The organism is Streptomyces sp. NPDC038200 (assembly GCF_055600785.1).
In genome coordinates this window covers 269559-284274 of sequence record NZ_JBVJYH010000003.1, presented here as the reverse complement: position 1 = coordinate 284274, position 14716 = coordinate 269559, and the positions used below count along the sequence as shown (strand labels likewise).

The window sequence follows — 14716 nt, the reverse complement described above, 5'->3', positions numbered from 1 at the left end:
CGTGCCACCGGCACCTGTCAATCCGCCGGGGATCCGCGCGGTCCGGGGGACGGGTCCCGCGCCCGCCGCCTCCGGCTCACGCCGCCAAGTCGGCCGCCGGACGGCCGAGTTCCGCCTCCGCCCTGGCCGCCAGCACGTTCACCGCCGTCCTGAAGCGGTCCATGGACGCCGGATGGTCGGGGCCCAGGACGTACTCCTTGAGAGTGCGGCGGGAGGAGGCCATCGGGTCGGCGTCCGGGGCACGGACCGCGGCGAGGATCTGCGGCAGACGGGTGCAGGCGCGGTCCAGGAGGTAGGCGCCGCCGGCCGTGGTGTAGGCCGCCCGGAACGCGTCGTCGGCGAGGTCGTGGGCGTTGGTCAGGACGTACGGCTTGAGGCTCGCCACGAAGTCCGCGACCACCGAGGAGACGTCGCTGATCAGCATGTCGGCCTGGTTGAAGCACTCGTACAGGGACGGGAGCCGTGTGCCGATCACCTGGTGACGGACCGGGCCGCGGCTCTCCCAGAAGAGGCGGTGCCAGGCGGCCCGCAGCTCCTGCCATTCGGTCGCCGCCGCGTGGTCGGGGATCCGGGCCTTGCGCACCAGCGTCGCGTCGTCGCCCGCGTGCCGGCCGGCCAGTTCGTCGAGGCGGGCCTGGATCTCCCGCAGCCGGGGGCGCGCCGCGGCGATCGCCGCCTCCGCCTCCGCGGCGCCGCGCCGCTCGTTGTCGGCGCGCAGCAGGTGGCGGACGGCCCGGTCCGCTGCCGCCGCCTCGGCCGAACGCTTGCCGGTGAGGGGGTGCGGTTTGTAGATGATCCGCACGTGCTCCGCGAGGAGCTTCTCGACGAGAGCGACGCCCATCGGGATCAGGGAGGTGTGGCAGTCGTCGTCGCTCCAGCCCTCCCAGGTGGGGGCGTAGAGGACGGTGGGCAGGGGGCCGGGGGTGTGGTCGGCGTGCAGGCGGATGGAGGAGAGCTGGGGGCGGCCCACCTCCACGATGGCGCTGTCGTCGATGGCGTGCCGCACCCGCTGGTACCGGTCGCGGCCCGCACGGCCGGCCACCCAGATCTCGTCGTACACCTTGCTGACCCGGTTGCTGCTGGCCAGCTTGTCGCTGTCGCCGTGTCCGATGAAGACGTGCTTGGCCTCCGCGACGCGCAGCATGTGGACGTTCTTGCCCGCGTTGCCGGGGTAGAGGACGACGCGGACGGCGGCGAGGTCCAGTGCGGCGAGGTCGTCCGCCTTCGGGACACAGACCACCGGGATCCAGGTCCGGCTGAGATGGCGGAACGAGGCCCGCTCGCGCAGGATGATCACCGGGCGCAGGTCCAGCTGCTCCAGCGTCTCGATCCACATGTTGACCTGGTACATGAAGTCGCGGGAGACGGCGGCGAAGCTGAAGTACAGGGCCACCTCGGGCCGGTACGCGCCCAGTTGGCCGTTGACCGCGGCGAACACGTCCTCACGGCCGGGCATACGGCGTGTCCTGCGGTACTGCACCAGCAGGGCGAGCGCGCCCGCGACGGTCAGCCCGGTCGTCGCCGCGAACCCGGCATAGGCGGCCGGCTCGCTGCCGGCGGCCACCGCGACGAGGAGTCCGGCGTGTGTCGGCAGGTCCAGGTGCAGGAGCTTGCGCAGGTGACGGCGGTAGAGGAGCGCCGGTGGCCGCGGCGGGACGGGCAGCTCGCTCATGTCCAGGTTGCGCACCACCAGCGGCAGGATCCGGCGGCGCCGGACCGCGTGGTGCACGGCCGCGTAGAACATCATCAGCGCGAAGTGCGCGCTGAGGACGGCGAGCGCGGTCACCAGCACCGGGTCCGGTGCGTCCAGCCGGCTGGCCAGGGCCAGCAGCATCACCGTGCGCACGGCGAACCGCATGGTGCGGTCGAGGTGCAGTGCCGCCAGCCGGCGCACGAAGTCGGGAGCCCGCGCATGCAGCACCTCGTCCACCACGTAGGTCACGGTGGCCGCCGCCGCGAAGCCCCACAGGGAGGGCAGCAGGGCGAAGACCGGGAGCGCGGCGAAACTCGCGCCGAGCAGCAGGACGAGGAGCAGATCGGTCTTCCCGCGCACGCGCAGGATTCCGCTCAGCCGACGGATCGTCATGGGCAGGGTTCCTCTTCCGGGTTGGCGCCGCACACCGGGGCGGACGCCGTTGTCCATCCGTTCGACAGGGCGGGAGGCGGAAGAGTTGTGCACCAGGACGCAAGGTGCAGTTCAGGTTCCGTTTACCTGGAGGGGCGGGGCATGCCCGACCCCCGTCTCCCCGTACCGGTGACCCGGCGCGGGGAGACGGACGGGACGCCTACGGCCGGACGTTCCACTCCGCGATCACCGGGCGGTCGTGTTCCGTCGACAGCCGGCTGACCGTGCCCGTGGCCAGTTGGAACAGACGGCCCTCGGCGGGCGGCAGGCCCAGACGGCGGGCGGTGAGCACGCGCAGGAAGTGGGCGTGGGCGACGATGACCACGTCACCGGCGTCCTCGGCGAGGGCCGCGTCGACGCGGGCCAGGACCCGGTCCGCGCGGGCGCCGATCTGCTGCGGTGACTCGCCCGGATGCCCCGCGGGACCGGGCGGTACGCCGTCGGTCCACAGGTCCCAGTCGGGCCGGGTGCGGTGGATCTGCACGGTGGTGATGCCCTCGTAGCCGCCGTAGTCCCACTCGTGCAGGTCGGGGTCGGCCACGACCCCGGGTATGCCCGCCAGATCGGCGGTGCGCAGGGCGCGGCTCAGCGGGCTGGCCAGCGCGCGGGCGTAGGTCCGGCCGGTGAGGAGCGGGGCGAGGGACTTGGCCTGTTCCTCGCCGTGCTCGGTCAGGGGCAGGTCGGTCCAGCTGGTGTGCTGTCCCGACCTGCTCCACTCCGTCTCACCGTGGCGGACCAGCAGGAGGTCCCCCACGGCGGGTCAGCCCTTCTTCTCGACCGCGTGGCCGCCGAACTGGTTGCGCAGCGCGGCGATCATCTTCATCTGCGGCGAGTCGTCCTGCCGGGAGGCGAACCGCGCGAAGAGGGAGGCGGTGATCGCGGGCAGCGGGACCGCGTTGTCGATGGCCGCCTCGACGGTCCACCGTCCCTCGCCGGAGTCCTCCGCGTATCCGCGCAGCTTCTCCAGGTGCTCGTCGTCGTCCAGCGCGTTGACCGCGAGGTCGAGCAGCCAGGAGCGGATGACCGTGCCCTCCTGCCAGGAGCGGAAGACCTCGCGGACGTTGTCCACCGACTTGACCTTCTCCAGCAGCTCCCAGCCCTCGGCGTAGGCCTGCATCATGGCGTACTCGATGCCGTTGTGGACCATCTTCGAGAAGTGCCCGGCGCCGACCCGGCCCGCGTGGACGTAGCCGTACGGGCCCTCCGGCTTGAGCGCCTCGAAGATCGGCCGGAGCCGGTCGACGTGCTCCTTGTCGCCGCCGACCATGAGCGCGTAGCCGTTCTGCAGGCCCCACACGCCACCGGAGACACCGGCGTCGACGAAACCGATGCCCTTGATGCCGAGTTCGGCGGCGTGCTTCTCGTCGTCGGTCCAGCGGGAGTTGCCGCCGTCGATGACGGTGTCGCCCTCGGACAGCAGGTCCTTGAGCTCGTCGATGATGCCCTGGGTGGCCGTGCCGGCCGGGACCATCACCCACACCTGGCGGGGCGCGTCCAGCTTCTCGACCAGTTCGGCGAGGCTCTTGACGTCGGAGACCTCAGGATTGCGGTCGTAGCCGATGACGGTGTGGCCGGCGCGGCGGATCCGCTCGCGCATGTTGCCGCCCATCTTGCCGAGACCGATGAGACCGAGCTGCATGATCAGTTCTCCGATGCGTTCTTGAGAGTGCGGTAGGCGGCGACGAGGGCCTTGGTGGACGGGTCGAGCCCGGGGACGTCGGCGCCCTCGGTGAGGGCGGGCTCGACGCGCTTGGCGAGGACCTTGCCCAGTTCCACGCCCCACTGGTCGAAGGAGTCGATGTTCCACACCGCGCCCTGCACGAACACCTTGTGCTCGTAGAGGGCGACGAGCTGGCCGAGGACGGAAGGGGTCAGCTCGCGGGCGAGGATCGTGGTGGTCGGCCGGTCGCCCTGGAAGGTCTTGTGCGGGACCAGCTCCTCGGGCACGCCCTCCGCGCGGACCTCCTCGGCGGTCTTGCCGAAGGCGAGCGCCTGCGTCTGGGCGAAGAAGTTGGCCATCAACAGATCGTGCTGGGCCTTGAGTTCCTCGCTCAGCTCGGCGACCGGCTCGGCGAAGCCGATGAAGTCCGCCGGGATCAGCTTGGTGCCCTGGTGGATCAGCTGGTAGTAGGCGTGCTGGCCGTTGGTGCCGGGCGTGCCCCACACGACCGGACCGGTCTGCCACTGAACGGGGCTGCCGTCCCGCTGCACCGACTTGCCGTTGGACTCCATGTCCAGCTGCTGGAGGTAGGCCGTGAACTTGGAGAGGTAGTGCGAGTACGGCAGCACGGCGTGTGTCTGGGCGTCGTGGAAGTTGCCGTACCAGATGCCCAACAGGCCCAGCAGCAGCGGCGCGTTGGCCTCGGCGGGCGCGGTGCGGAAGTGGTCGTCGACGATCCGGAAGCCGTCGAGCATCTCGCGGAAGCGGTCGGGCCCGATGGCGATCATCAGGGACAGGCCGATCGCGGAGTCGTAGGAGTACCGGCCGCCGACCCAGTCCCAGAACTCGAACATGTTCTCCGGGTCGATGCCGAACCCGGTGACCTTCTCCGCGTTCGTGGACAGCGCCACGAAGTGCCTGGCGACCGCCTTCTCGTCGCCGTCGAACGCCCTCAGCAGCCACGAGCGGGCCGAGGTGGCGTTGGTGATCGTCTCGATGGTCGTGAACGTCTTGGACGCGACGATGAACAGCGTCTCCGCCGGGTCCAGGTCGCGGGTCGCCTCGTGCAGGTCGGAGCCGTCCACGTTCGACACGAACCGGAACGTCAGGTCCCGTGCGGTGAAGGGGCGCAGGGCCTCGTAGGCCATCGCGGGGCCGAGGTCGGAGCCGCCGATGCCGATGTTGACCACGTTCCGGATCCGCTTGCCGGTGTGCCCGGTCCACTCGCCGGAGCGGACCCGCTCGGCGAAGCCGGCCATCTTGTCCAGCACGGCGTGCACGGCCGGGACCACGTTCTCGCCGTCGACCTCGATCACCGCGTCCCGCGGAGCACGCAGCGCGGTGTGCAGCACCGCCCGCCGCTCCGTGACGTTGATCTTCTCGCCCCGGAACACGGCGTCGCGCAGCGCGAACACGCCGGTGGCGGCGGCGAGTTCCTGCAGCAGGGCCAGGGTCTCGTCGGTGATCAGCTGCTTGCTGTAGTCGATGTGCAGGTCACCGACCCGCACGACGTACCGCTCGGCGCGCCCCGGGTCCGCCGCGAACAGCTCGCGCAGGTGCGGCTGGACCTGGGCGCGGTGGTCGGCGAGGGCCGTCCACTCGGGCCGGAGGGTGAGCTCGGGAAACTCGGCCATCTCAGGCGTTCTCCTTGGTGGCCTCGCCCCGCAGGGCGACGGCGTACATCTCGTCGGCGTCGAGGCGGCGCAGCTCCTCGGCGATGAGTTCGGAGGTGGCACGCACCTTCAGGGCGAGGGTGCGCGGCGGCTGGCCCGGCAGGGTCAGCGTGGCGAGGGGCCCTTCCGGGCGGTCGATGACGATCTCGCCGTTCGCGGTGCCCAGCCGTACGGCCGTGACCACCGGACCGGCGGTGGTCACGCGCTCCACGGTCACGTTCAGCCGGGCCCCGATCCAGCGGGCCAGCAGCTCGGCGCTCGGGTTGTCCGCCTCGGCCTCGACGGCCGCCGACGTCACCTTCACCCGGGCCTGGTCCAGGGCCGCGGCCAGCATCGAGCGCCACAGGGTGAGCCGGGTCCAGGCGAGGTCGGTGTCGCCGGGCGCGTAGTTGCGGGCGCGGGTCTCCAGGACCTCCATCGGCCGCTCGACCGCGTACAGGTCGGTGATCCGGCGCTGGGCGAGCGCGCCCAGGGGGTCCTTGGAGGGCGTGTCGGGCGCCTCCACCGGCCACCACACGACCACCGGGGCGTCCGGCAGCAGCAGCGGCAGGACCACCGAGTCGGCGTGGTCGGACACCTCGCCGTAGGTGCGCAGCACGACCGTCTCGCCGGTGCCGGCCTCGGAGCCGACCCGCACCTCGGCGTCCAGCCGGGAGTGGGTGCGGTCGCGCAGCGTGCGGGCGTGCCGCTTGATGACGACCAGGGTGCGCGAGGGGTGCTCGTGCGAGGCCTCCTCGGCCGCCTTGATCGAGTCGTAGGCGTTCTCCTCGTCCGTGACGATGACCATCGTCAGGACCATGCCCACGGCCGGTGTGCCGATGGCGCGGCGGCCCTGCACCAACGCCTTGTTGATCTTGCTTGCCGTGGTGTCGGTCAGGTCGATCTTCATGGCCTGCGCCAGCTCCGTCCGTCTCGTGCGAGCATCTCGTCGGCTTCCCTCGGTCCCCAGCTGCCCGACGCGTACTGCGCCGGCCTGCCGTGCGCCGCCCAGTACTCCTCGATCGGGTCGAGGATCTTCCAGGACTCTTCCACTTCCTGGTGACGGGGGAACAGGTTGGCGTCGCCGAGCAGTACGTCCAGGATGAGCCGCTCGTACGCCTCGGGACTCGACTCGGTGAACGACTCGCCGTAGGCGAAGTCCATGGAGACGTCCCGGATCTCCATCGAGGTGCCCGGCACCTTCGACCCGAACCGCACGGTCATGCCCTCGTCGGGCTGGACGCGGATGACGATCGCGTTCTGGCCCAGCTCCTCGGTGGCGGTGGAGTCGAACGGCGAGTGCGGGGCCCGCTTGAAGACCACCGCGATCTCGGTGACCCGGCGGCCCAGCCGCTTGCCGGCGCGCAGGTAGAAGGGGACGCCCGCCCAGCGGCGGTTGTCGATGCCCAGCTTGATCGCGGCGAAGGTGTCCGTCTTGGACTTCGGGTCGATGCCGTCCTCGTCGAGGTAACCGACGACCTTCTCGCCGCCCTGCCAGCCCTCCGCGTACTGACCGCGCACCGTGTGCAGGCCGAGGTCCTCGGGCAGCCGCACCGACTTGAGCACCTTCAGCTTCTCGGTGAGCAGCGCCTCCGCGTCGAAGGCGATCGGCTCCTCCATGGCGGTCAGGGCCATGAGCTGGAGCAGGTGGTTCTGGATGACGTCCCGGGCGGCGCCGATGCCGTCGTAGTAGCCGGCCCGGCCGCCGATGCCGATGTCCTCGGCCATGGTGATCTGGATGTGGTCGACGTACGACCGGTTCCAGATCGGCTCGTACATCTGGTTGGCGAAGCGCAGCGCCAGGATGTTCTGGACGGTCTCCTTGCCGAGGTAGTGGTCGATACGGAACACCTGGTCCGGCTCGAACACCTCGTGCACGATCGCGTTCAGGTCGCGGGCGCTGTCCAGGTCGTGCCCGAACGGCTTCTCGATGACCGCGCGCCGCCAGGCGCCCTGCGGCGGGTTCGCCAGGCCGTGCTTCTTCAGCTGCTGCACGACCTTCGGGAAGAACTTCGGCGGCACCGACAGGTAGAACGCGAAGTTGCCGCCGGTGCCGCGGGAGGCGTCCAGCTCGTCCACGGCGTCCTTCAGCTGCTTGAAGGCGGTGTCGTCGTCGAAGTCGCCGGGGATGAACCGCATGCCCTCGGCGAGCTGCTGCCACACCTCCTCGCGGAAGGGGGTGCGCGAGTGCTCGCGGACCGCGTCGTGCACGACCTGCGCGAAGTCCTGGTCCTCCCAGTCCCGGCGGGCGAACCCGACGAGGGAGAAGCCCGGCGGCAGCAGACCGCGGTTGGCCAGGTCGTAGACGGCCGGCATCAGCTTCTTGCGGGACAGGTCACCGGTCACACCGAAGATGACCAGTCCGGAGGGCCCGGCGATGCGGGGGAGGCGGCGGTCGCGGGCGTCCCGCAGCGGGTTCACCCAGTCGGCGGCCGGGGACACCGGCACGCGCACCTCCTCGGGTGCCTGGGCGGCGGGTGCGTTGTCGGTCATCGGGCGTCAACTCCCTTGTTCCTCAGGGACGTGGCGACGGCGTCCAGCAGTTCCTGCCAGGCCGCCTCGAACTTGGCGACGCCCTCGTCCTCCAGCTGCTGGACGACCTCGTCGTAGGAGATGCCGAGCCGCTCGACGGCGGTCAGGTCGGCGCGGGCCTGCGGGTAGCCGCCGGTCACGGTGTCGCCGGTGATCTCGCCGTGGTCGGCGACGGCGTTCAGGGTGCCCTCCGGCATGGTGTTGACGGTGCCGGGCGCGACCAGCTCGTCCACGTACAGGGTGTCCTTGTACGCGGGGTCCTTCACCCCGGTGGACGCCCACAGCGGGCGCTGCTTGTTCGCCCTGTCCCCGGCCAGCGCCAGCCAGCGGTCGGAGCCGAAGACCTCCTCGTACGCCTCGTAGGCGAGGCGGGCGTTGGCGAGGGCCGCGCGGCCCTTGAGCGCGAGGGCCTCGTCGGTGCCGAGGGCGGCCAGCCGCTTGTCGATCTCGGAGTCCACGCGGGAGACGAAGAAGGACGCCACCGAGTGGATCGTGGCGAGGTCGACGCCCCGCTCGCGGGCCTTCTCCAGGCCGGCCAGGTAGGCGGCCATGACCTCGCGGTAGCGCTCCAGGGAGAAGATCAGCGTCACGTTCACGCTGATGCCGAGGCCGATGACCTCGGTGATCGCCGGCAGGCCCGCCGTGGTCGCCGGGATCTTGATCATCACGTTCGGGCGGTCCACCAGCCAGGCCAGCTGCTTGGCCTCGGCGACGGTGGCCGCGGTGTCGTGCGCGAGCCGGGGGTCGACCTCGATGGAGACCCGGCCGTCGCGGCCACCCGTGCCCTCGTAGACGTCGCGCAGCACGTCGGCGGCGTCGCGCACGTCGGCGGTGGTCATCATCCGCACGGCCTCGTCGACCGTGACACCGCGTACGGCGAGGTCGGACAGCTGCTCCTCGTAGCCCTCGCCGGAGCCGATGGCGGCCTGGAAGATGGAGGGGTTGGTGGTGACACCGACGGCACTTCCGCTCGCCACCAGCTCGGCGAGGCTGCCCGAGGTGATCCGCTTGCGCGACAGGTCGTCGAGCCAGATCGACACGCCCTCGTCGGCGAGGCGCTTGAGGGCTCCCGGGGTCGCGATTGCTTCGGTCACTGTGATCATCTTTCTTCTTGCGTCGGGATCGTGCGTCGGTGTCAGGCGCGCGCGGCGGCGAGCGACTCGCGGGCCGCGGCGGCGACGTTCTCGGGGGTGAAGCCGAACTCGGCGAACAGGGTCTTGGCGTCGGCGGAGGCACCGAAGTGTTCGAGCGAGACGATGCGGCCGGCGTCGCCGACGAACCGGTACCAGGTCAGGCCGATGCCGGCCTCCACGGCGACCCGGGCCTTCACGGCCGGCGGCAGCACGCGCTCGCGGTACTCCCGCGGCTGCTCCTCGAACCACTCCACGGACGGCATCGACACCACCCGCGTGCCGGTCCCCTCGGCCTCCAGCCGCTCCCGCGCGGCCATGGCCAGCTGCACCTCGGAGCCCGTCGCGATGATGATCACCTCCGGGACCTCCGTCGAGGATTCGCGCAGTACGTAGCCGCCCTTGGCCGCGTCCTCGTTCGGCGCGTACGTCGGCACGCCCTGGCGGGTCAGCGCGAGCCCGTGCGGGGCGGGGTGCGTGGCGTGCCTCTTCAGGATCTCGGTCCAGGCGATCGCGGTCTCGTTGGCGTCCGCCGGGCGGACGACGTTCAGGCCCGGGATCGCGCGCAGCGAGGCCAGGTGTTCGACCGGCTGGTGGGTCGGGCCGTCCTCGCCGAGGCCGATGGAGTCGTGCGTCCACACGTAGGTCACCGGCAGTTGCATCAGCGCCGCCATGCGGACGGCGTTGCGCATGTAGTCGGAGAACACCAGGAAGGTGCCGCCGTAGATGCGGGTGTTGCCGTGCAGGGCGATGCCGTTCATCTCCGCGGCCATGGAGAACTCGCGGATGCCGAAGTGGACCGTACGGCCGTACGGGTCGGCCTCGGGGAGCGGGTTGCCCTCCGGCAGGAAGGAGCTGGACTTGTCGATGGTGGTGTTGTTGGAGCCGGCGAGGTCGGCGGAGCCGCCCCACAGCTCGGGGATCACCGGGCCGAGGGCCTGCAGCACCTTGCCGGAGGCGGCGCGGGTGGCGACCGGCTTGCCCTCCTCGAAGACCGGGATCTTCGTCTCCCAGCCCTCGGGCAGCTCGCCCTTGCTCACCCGGTCGAACAGTTCGGCGCGCTCGGGCCGGGCCGCGCGCCACTCGGCGATCCGCTTGTCCCAGGCGGCGTGCGCCTCGGCACCCCGGTCCAGGGCCCGGCGGGTGTGCTTGAGCACCTCGTCGGAGACCTCGAAGGTCTGCTCCGGGTCGAAGCCGAGGAGACGCTTGGTGGCGGCGATCTCCTCCTCGCCGAGCGCGGAGCCGTGGGAGGCCTCGGTGTTCCGTGCGTTCGGTGCGGGCCAGGCGATGATCGTGCGCATCGCGATGATCGAGGGCCGCTCGGTCTCGGCCCGGGCGGCCCGCAGCGCCGTGTGCAGGGCGGGGACGTCGACGTCGCCGTCGGCGGTGGGCTCGATGCGCTGGGTGTGCCAGCCGTAGGCCTCGTACCGCTTCAGCACGTCCTCGGAGAAGGCGGTCGCGGTGTCGCCCTCGATGGAGATGTGGTTGTCGTCGTAGAGGAAGACCAGGTTGCCCAGCTTCTGGTGGCCGGCCAGGGAGGAGGCCTCGGCGGAGACACCCTCCTCCAGGTCGCCGTCGGAGACGATCGCCCAGACGGTGTGGTCGAACGGGGACGTGCCCGCGGGTGCCTCGGGGTCGAAGAGGCCGCGCTCGTAGCGGGCCGCCATCGCCATGCCGACGGCGTTCGCGACGCCCTGGCCGAGCGGGCCGGTGGTGGTCTCCACGCCCGCGGTGTGCCCGTACTCGGGGTGGCCCGGCGTCTTGGAGCCGTGCGTCCGGAACGCCTTCAGGTCGTCCAGCTCCAGCTCGTACCCGGCGAGGAAGAGCTGCGTGTAGAGGGTCAGCGAGGTGTGGCCGGGGGAGAGGACGAACCGGTCACGGCCGGTCCACTCGGGGTCGGCCGGGTCGTGACGCATCACCTTCTGAAAGATCGTGTACGCGGCAGGTGCCAGGCTCATCGCGGTGCCCGGGTGCCCGTTGCCCACCTTCTGTACCGCGTCGGCCGCCAGAAGTCGGGCGGTGTCCACGGCACGCCGGTCGAGGTCGGTCCACTCGAAGCCGTCGGAAGTCTGCGTGCTCATCTTCAAGAAGTCCTCGTTCAGTGCGAAGTGGCTGGCCGGACGCGTTCAAACTTAAAAGTCTGACTTTTTTGAGGAAAGGTCGGGGTGTGTCAGCCTGTGGTGAATCTGGGACAGTGATCGCGCGACAGAGACGGCATGAAAAGGACATGATCGACAGAACGTGGCAATCCGCCGATGAGGGTGATGACGACACCGGCGGAACGGACGGGCACCCGGACAACGACGGAATCAGAACCTTCCCCTTCCCGGCAGACCTGTCCGTCTGCGGCGTCGGCATGCAGACAGGCCCCATGGGCACCGACCGCACCTGGCACGCCGACGCCCCCCTGCACCGCGTCCACCGCATCGACTTCCACGTGGTCATGCTCTTCACCGAAGGCCCCGTACGGCACATGGTCGACTTCGCCGAGTACGAGGCGAACGCCGGCGACCTGCTGTGGATCCGCCCCGGACAGGTCCACCGCTTCTCCCGGGATACCGGGTACCGCGGAACCGTCCTGACCATGCAGCCCGGCTTTCTGCCCCGCGCCATCGTCGAGGCCACCGGCCTGTACCGCTACGACCTGCCGCCGCTGCTGCACCCCGGCCCCGCCCAGCTCGGCGCGCTCCAGGCCGCCCTCGACCAGCTCCGCCGCGAGTACGAGGACACCACCACGCTCCCGCTCAGCCTGCACACGGCGGTCCTGCGGCACTCGCTGACCGCGGTCCTGCTGCGCCTCGCCCACCTCGCCGCCAGCGCGGCGGAGACCTCCCGGCAGCACACCGACAGCACCTTCACCCGCTTCCGGGACGCCGTCGAGCAGGGCTTCGCCACCAATCACAGCGTCAGCGCCTACGCCGACGCCCTCGGCTACTCCCGCCGCACCCTGGTCCGCGCCGTCCGCGCGGCCACCGGCGAGACCCCCAAGGGCTTCATCGACAAACGCGTCGTCCTGGAGGCCAAACGCCTCCTCGCCCACACCGACCTCCCGATCGGCCGCGTCGGGGCGGCCGTCGGCTTCCCCGACGCGGCGAACTTCTCCAAGTTCTTCCACCTGCACACGGGCCAGACACCGGTGGCCTTCCGCGCGGAGCTGCGCTAGGGCTCGCCGCCACCTTCCCGTCGCGGGGCGGACGCGACCGTCCCCCCGGCCGGCCACACCTTGCTCGGCTTCGTCCGAGGCCGAGACCTTGTTCACCGGCGTTCACCGGCGTTCACCGGCGTTCACCGGCGTTCACCGACCTCCACCGACGTTCACCGCCGTTCAAGGCTCTTCAACGCCGGGATGATCCGAACGGCGGGTCCTGCGCCGCCCGCTCGCCCGCCAGCCACGGCATCCGGCGCACCAGGGTGTCCCGCATCCGGGTCAGTGCCTCGATCCGTTCCTGGAGTTCGGCCACCCGGCGCGCGCCCACCTCGTAGTTGGCCGCGCAGGACTCCGCGTACGCGAACACCTCCGGCAGATCGCTGTCGAGGTAGCGGACGAAGGACTTCACGTTCTCCACCGTGAACCCGGACGCGAGCAGATCCCGCACATTGCGCACCCGGGTGACCGCTTCCGGCCCGTACACCCGGTACCCGGCCGCGGTCCGGCCGGGCTCCAGCAGGCCCTGCTCCTCGTAGTAGCGCAGGGTCCGGGTGGTGGTCCCGGTTCGCGCGGCCAGGTCACCGATCAGCATCACAACCACCTCGGTCGCAGGGACGGCACGGTGTGCTCAACCGCCCAGCCGCACCACGGTCTTCCCGGTGTACCGGCCGCGCACCAGATCGGTCAGCGCCGCCGGGGCGTTCACCAGGCCGTCGATCACCGTCTCGTCGTACACGATCGAGCCGTCGCGCAGCCAGCCCCGGAACTGCGCCCCGAACTCGGCCGCCTTGTCGAGGTGTTCGCGGATGGTGAAGCCGCGGAGGGTGAGCCGCTTGGCGACGAGGCGCAGCGGATCGCCGGGGCCCGGATCGGGGCGGCCCGTGGACTGCCGGTGCAGGGCGCCGCAGAGGGCGATCCGGCCGTGCTCGTTCATCACCTCGATCGCGGCCCGCAGCTGCTCGCCGCCGGTGTTGTCGAAGTAGACGTCGATCCCGTCGGGCGCCGCCTCCCGCAGCCGGTCGAGGACGGGACCGTCGTGGTGGTCGAAGGCGGCGTCGAAGCCGAGCCGACCGGTCAGCCGCGCCACCTTCGCCGCCGAGCCCGCACTGCCGATCACCCGGCCCGCCCCCTTCAGCCGGGCGATCTGCCCGGCCAGGCTCCCGATGGCCCCGGCCGCGCTGGAGACGAACACGGTGTCACCGGGCCGCAGTCCGGCCACCTCCATGAGGCCCACGTAGGCGACGAGCCCGAAGCCGAGATGGAGGGACGGGCGCGGGTAGGCGTCCCGGTCCACCCGCCGGAACTCCCCGGCGCCGGCCACCGCGTACTCCCGCCAGCCCAGCCGGTGCACCACCAGGTCGCCGGGGGCGAGACCGGGATGCGCGGAGGCCAGCACCTCGCCCACCGCGTCCCCGTGCATCGGCGCGCCGATCTCGTAGCGGGGCGCGGGGAGCCGGGGCTCCTCGGCCATCAGCAGGAGCATGCCGGGGTCGAGCGAGAGGAACAGATTGCGCACGAGGACCTCGCCGGGCGCCGGGTCCGGTACGGCCACCTCGGTGATCTCGATGTCGCCGGGCGCGGGCATCCCGTGCGGGCGGGTGGCGAGGCGGGCCTGAAGGCCCGTACGGGCAGGAGTGGATGTGGTCGTCATGGCGGCGACGCTAGGGGTTGACCCCTACGTGAAGGTCAACCCCACGGCTCTGCCGCGTCGCCGCCCGGACCGCGCTCAGTGACCGAAGTCGAACCAGTTCACGTTCACGAAGTCGGCGGGCTGACCGCTGGTGAAGGTCAGGTAGACGTCGTGGGTGCCGGTCACCGCGCCGATGTTGGCGGGGACGGTCCGCCACGACTGCCAGCCGCCGGTGTCGCCGACCGCGAAGCTGCCGACGGCGGCGTTGGCGCGGCTGTCCAGACGCACCTCCACCAGGCCGCTGACCCCGCCCCCGGCGCCGCCGGCGACCCGCGCGTAGAACTGTCTCGCCGCCGTGGAGCCGAAGTTCACGCCCTTGTACAGCGCCCAGTCTCCGTTCGCGATGTGACCGATGTCCTGCCCGCCGCCCGTGTCCGTGGTGGTCTCGGTGCCGATCCCGGACTGGCTGTCGTAGGACTCGGCCTGGATGGCGCCGTAGGCGTCCCGGTTGCCGGACGGCGGGGGAGTCGTGCCGCCGCCCGAGGACTGCAGGACCTGCACGTAGTCGACGGTCATGGGGTGACCCGATTCGGTCCCGCTGTCCGGACCGCCGCCGAACGCGGCCGGGAAGCCGCCGCCCATCGCGACGTTCAGGATGAGGAAGTACCCGTGGCTGGTGGCGTTCGCCCAGGTCGTCGCGTCGACCTGGGTGGCCTTCACGGTGTGGAAGTCGACCCCGTCCAGGGAGAAGCGGATCTCCTCGGGGCTGGTCGAACGGTCCCACTCCATCGCGTAGGTGGGCCGCCCCGGGGGTGTTCCCCGCTCCCCTGCGCCCGGCG

Annotated in this window: 11 protein-coding genes and 1 pseudogene; 1 reads left to right on the top strand and 11 read right to left on the bottom strand. The window is 71.2% G+C overall.

The window, feature by feature from the left end; genetic code table 11:
- Positions 1-76: 76 nt before the first annotated feature.
- The 8 genes from ACZ7KF_RS08680 to tkt all read right to left on the bottom strand — a co-directional run bounded on the left by ACZ7KF_RS08680 (position 77) and on the right by tkt (position 11180).
- Positions 77-2086, bottom strand: coding sequence for a hypothetical protein (locus ACZ7KF_RS08680; protein WP_471070434.1), 2010 nt, complete (start codon positions 2084-2086; stop codon positions 77-79).
- A gap of 199 nt (positions 2087-2285) precedes the next feature.
- On the bottom strand, positions 2286-2879 hold the full coding sequence (locus tag ACZ7KF_RS08675; RefSeq protein WP_471070432.1) for a histidine phosphatase family protein: 594 nt from the start codon (positions 2877-2879) through the stop codon (positions 2286-2288).
- 6 nt (positions 2880-2885) lie between these two features.
- Positions 2886-3764, bottom strand: coding sequence for a phosphogluconate dehydrogenase (NAD(+)-dependent, decarboxylating) (gene gnd / locus ACZ7KF_RS08670; protein ID WP_471070430.1), 879 nt, complete (start codon positions 3762-3764; stop codon positions 2886-2888).
- A gap of 2 nt (positions 3765-3766) precedes the next feature.
- Entirely contained in the window at positions 3767-5419 is a 1653-nt protein-coding gene (gene pgi, locus ACZ7KF_RS08665; RefSeq protein WP_471070428.1) for a glucose-6-phosphate isomerase, read from the bottom strand.
- Position 5420: 1 nt separating this feature from the next.
- Positions 5421-6347, bottom strand: coding sequence for a glucose-6-phosphate dehydrogenase assembly protein OpcA (gene opcA / locus ACZ7KF_RS08660; RefSeq protein WP_471070426.1), 927 nt, complete (start codon positions 6345-6347; stop codon positions 5421-5423).
- On the bottom strand, positions 6344-7930 hold the full coding sequence (zwf, locus tag ACZ7KF_RS08655; RefSeq protein WP_471070424.1) for a glucose-6-phosphate dehydrogenase: 1587 nt from the start codon (positions 7928-7930) through the stop codon (positions 6344-6346). Before zwf ends, opcA begins: the two co-directional genes overlap by 4 nt.
- Positions 7927-9072, bottom strand: coding sequence for a transaldolase (gene tal / locus ACZ7KF_RS08650; RefSeq protein ID WP_471070422.1), 1146 nt, complete (start codon positions 9070-9072; stop codon positions 7927-7929). Before tal ends, zwf begins: the two co-directional genes overlap by 4 nt.
- Before the next feature lie 32 nt (positions 9073-9104).
- The gene (tkt, locus tag ACZ7KF_RS08645) at positions 9105-11180 is read right to left on the bottom strand and encodes a transketolase (RefSeq protein WP_471070420.1); all 2076 of its coding nucleotides are present in this window, start codon (positions 11178-11180) and stop codon (positions 9105-9107) included.
- Positions 11181-11326: 146 nt separating this feature from the next.
- Between tkt and ACZ7KF_RS08640 the strand changes: the two genes are divergently transcribed.
- Positions 11327-12262 (top strand): helix-turn-helix domain-containing protein, encoded by a 936-nt coding sequence (locus ACZ7KF_RS08640; protein WP_471070418.1) that lies wholly within the window; start codon positions 11327-11329, stop codon positions 12260-12262.
- A gap of 172 nt (positions 12263-12434) precedes the next feature.
- Here ACZ7KF_RS08640 and ACZ7KF_RS08635 read toward each other — a convergent pair whose 3' ends face one another.
- From ACZ7KF_RS08635 to ACZ7KF_RS08625, 3 genes and pseudogenes are all read right to left on the bottom strand, one after another.
- Entirely contained in the window at positions 12435-12839 is a 405-nt protein-coding gene (locus tag ACZ7KF_RS08635; protein WP_471070416.1) for a MerR family transcriptional regulator, read from the bottom strand.
- A gap of 36 nt (positions 12840-12875) precedes the next feature.
- A complete protein-coding gene (locus tag ACZ7KF_RS08630) occupies positions 12876-13898 on the bottom strand; it encodes an NADP-dependent oxidoreductase (protein WP_471070414.1) in 1023 nt (340 codons plus the stop codon).
- Between the two features lie 75 nt (positions 13899-13973).
- Positions 13974-14684: pseudogene (locus ACZ7KF_RS08625) on the bottom strand (carbohydrate-binding protein); the annotation flags it as partial.
- Positions 14685-14716: the final 32 nt, after the last annotated feature.

Excerpts from the sequence above, each read along its gene's own strand:
- ACZ7KF_RS08680 (WP_471070434.1), bottom strand. The coding sequence starts at position 2,086 with ATGACGATCCGTCGGCTGAGCGGAATCCTGCGCGTGCGCGGGAAGACC.
- gnd (WP_471070430.1), bottom strand. The coding sequence starts at position 3,764 with ATGCAGCTCGGTCTCATCGGTCTCGGCAAGATGGGCGGCAACATGCGC.
- pgi (WP_471070428.1), bottom strand. The coding sequence starts at position 5,419 with ATGGCCGAGTTTCCCGAGCTCACCCTCCGGCCCGAGTGGACGGCCCTC.
- opcA (WP_471070426.1), bottom strand. The coding sequence starts at position 6,347 with ATGAAGATCGACCTGACCGACACCACGGCAAGCAAGATCAACAAGGCG.
- zwf (WP_471070424.1), bottom strand. The coding sequence starts at position 7,930 with ATGACCGACAACGCACCCGCCGCCCAGGCACCCGAGGAGGTGCGCGTG.
- tal (WP_471070422.1), bottom strand. The coding sequence starts at position 9,072 with ATGATCACAGTGACCGAAGCAATCGCGACCCCGGGAGCCCTCAAGCGC.
- tkt (WP_471070420.1), bottom strand. The coding sequence starts at position 11,180 with ATGAGCACGCAGACTTCCGACGGCTTCGAGTGGACCGACCTCGACCGG.
- ACZ7KF_RS08640 (WP_471070418.1), top strand. The coding sequence starts at position 11,327 with ATGATCGACAGAACGTGGCAATCCGCCGATGAGGGTGATGACGACACC.
- ACZ7KF_RS08635 (WP_471070416.1), bottom strand. The coding sequence starts at position 12,839 with ATGCTGATCGGTGACCTGGCCGCGCGAACCGGGACCACCACCCGGACC.
- ACZ7KF_RS08630 (WP_471070414.1), bottom strand. The coding sequence starts at position 13,898 with ATGACGACCACATCCACTCCTGCCCGTACGGGCCTTCAGGCCCGCCTC.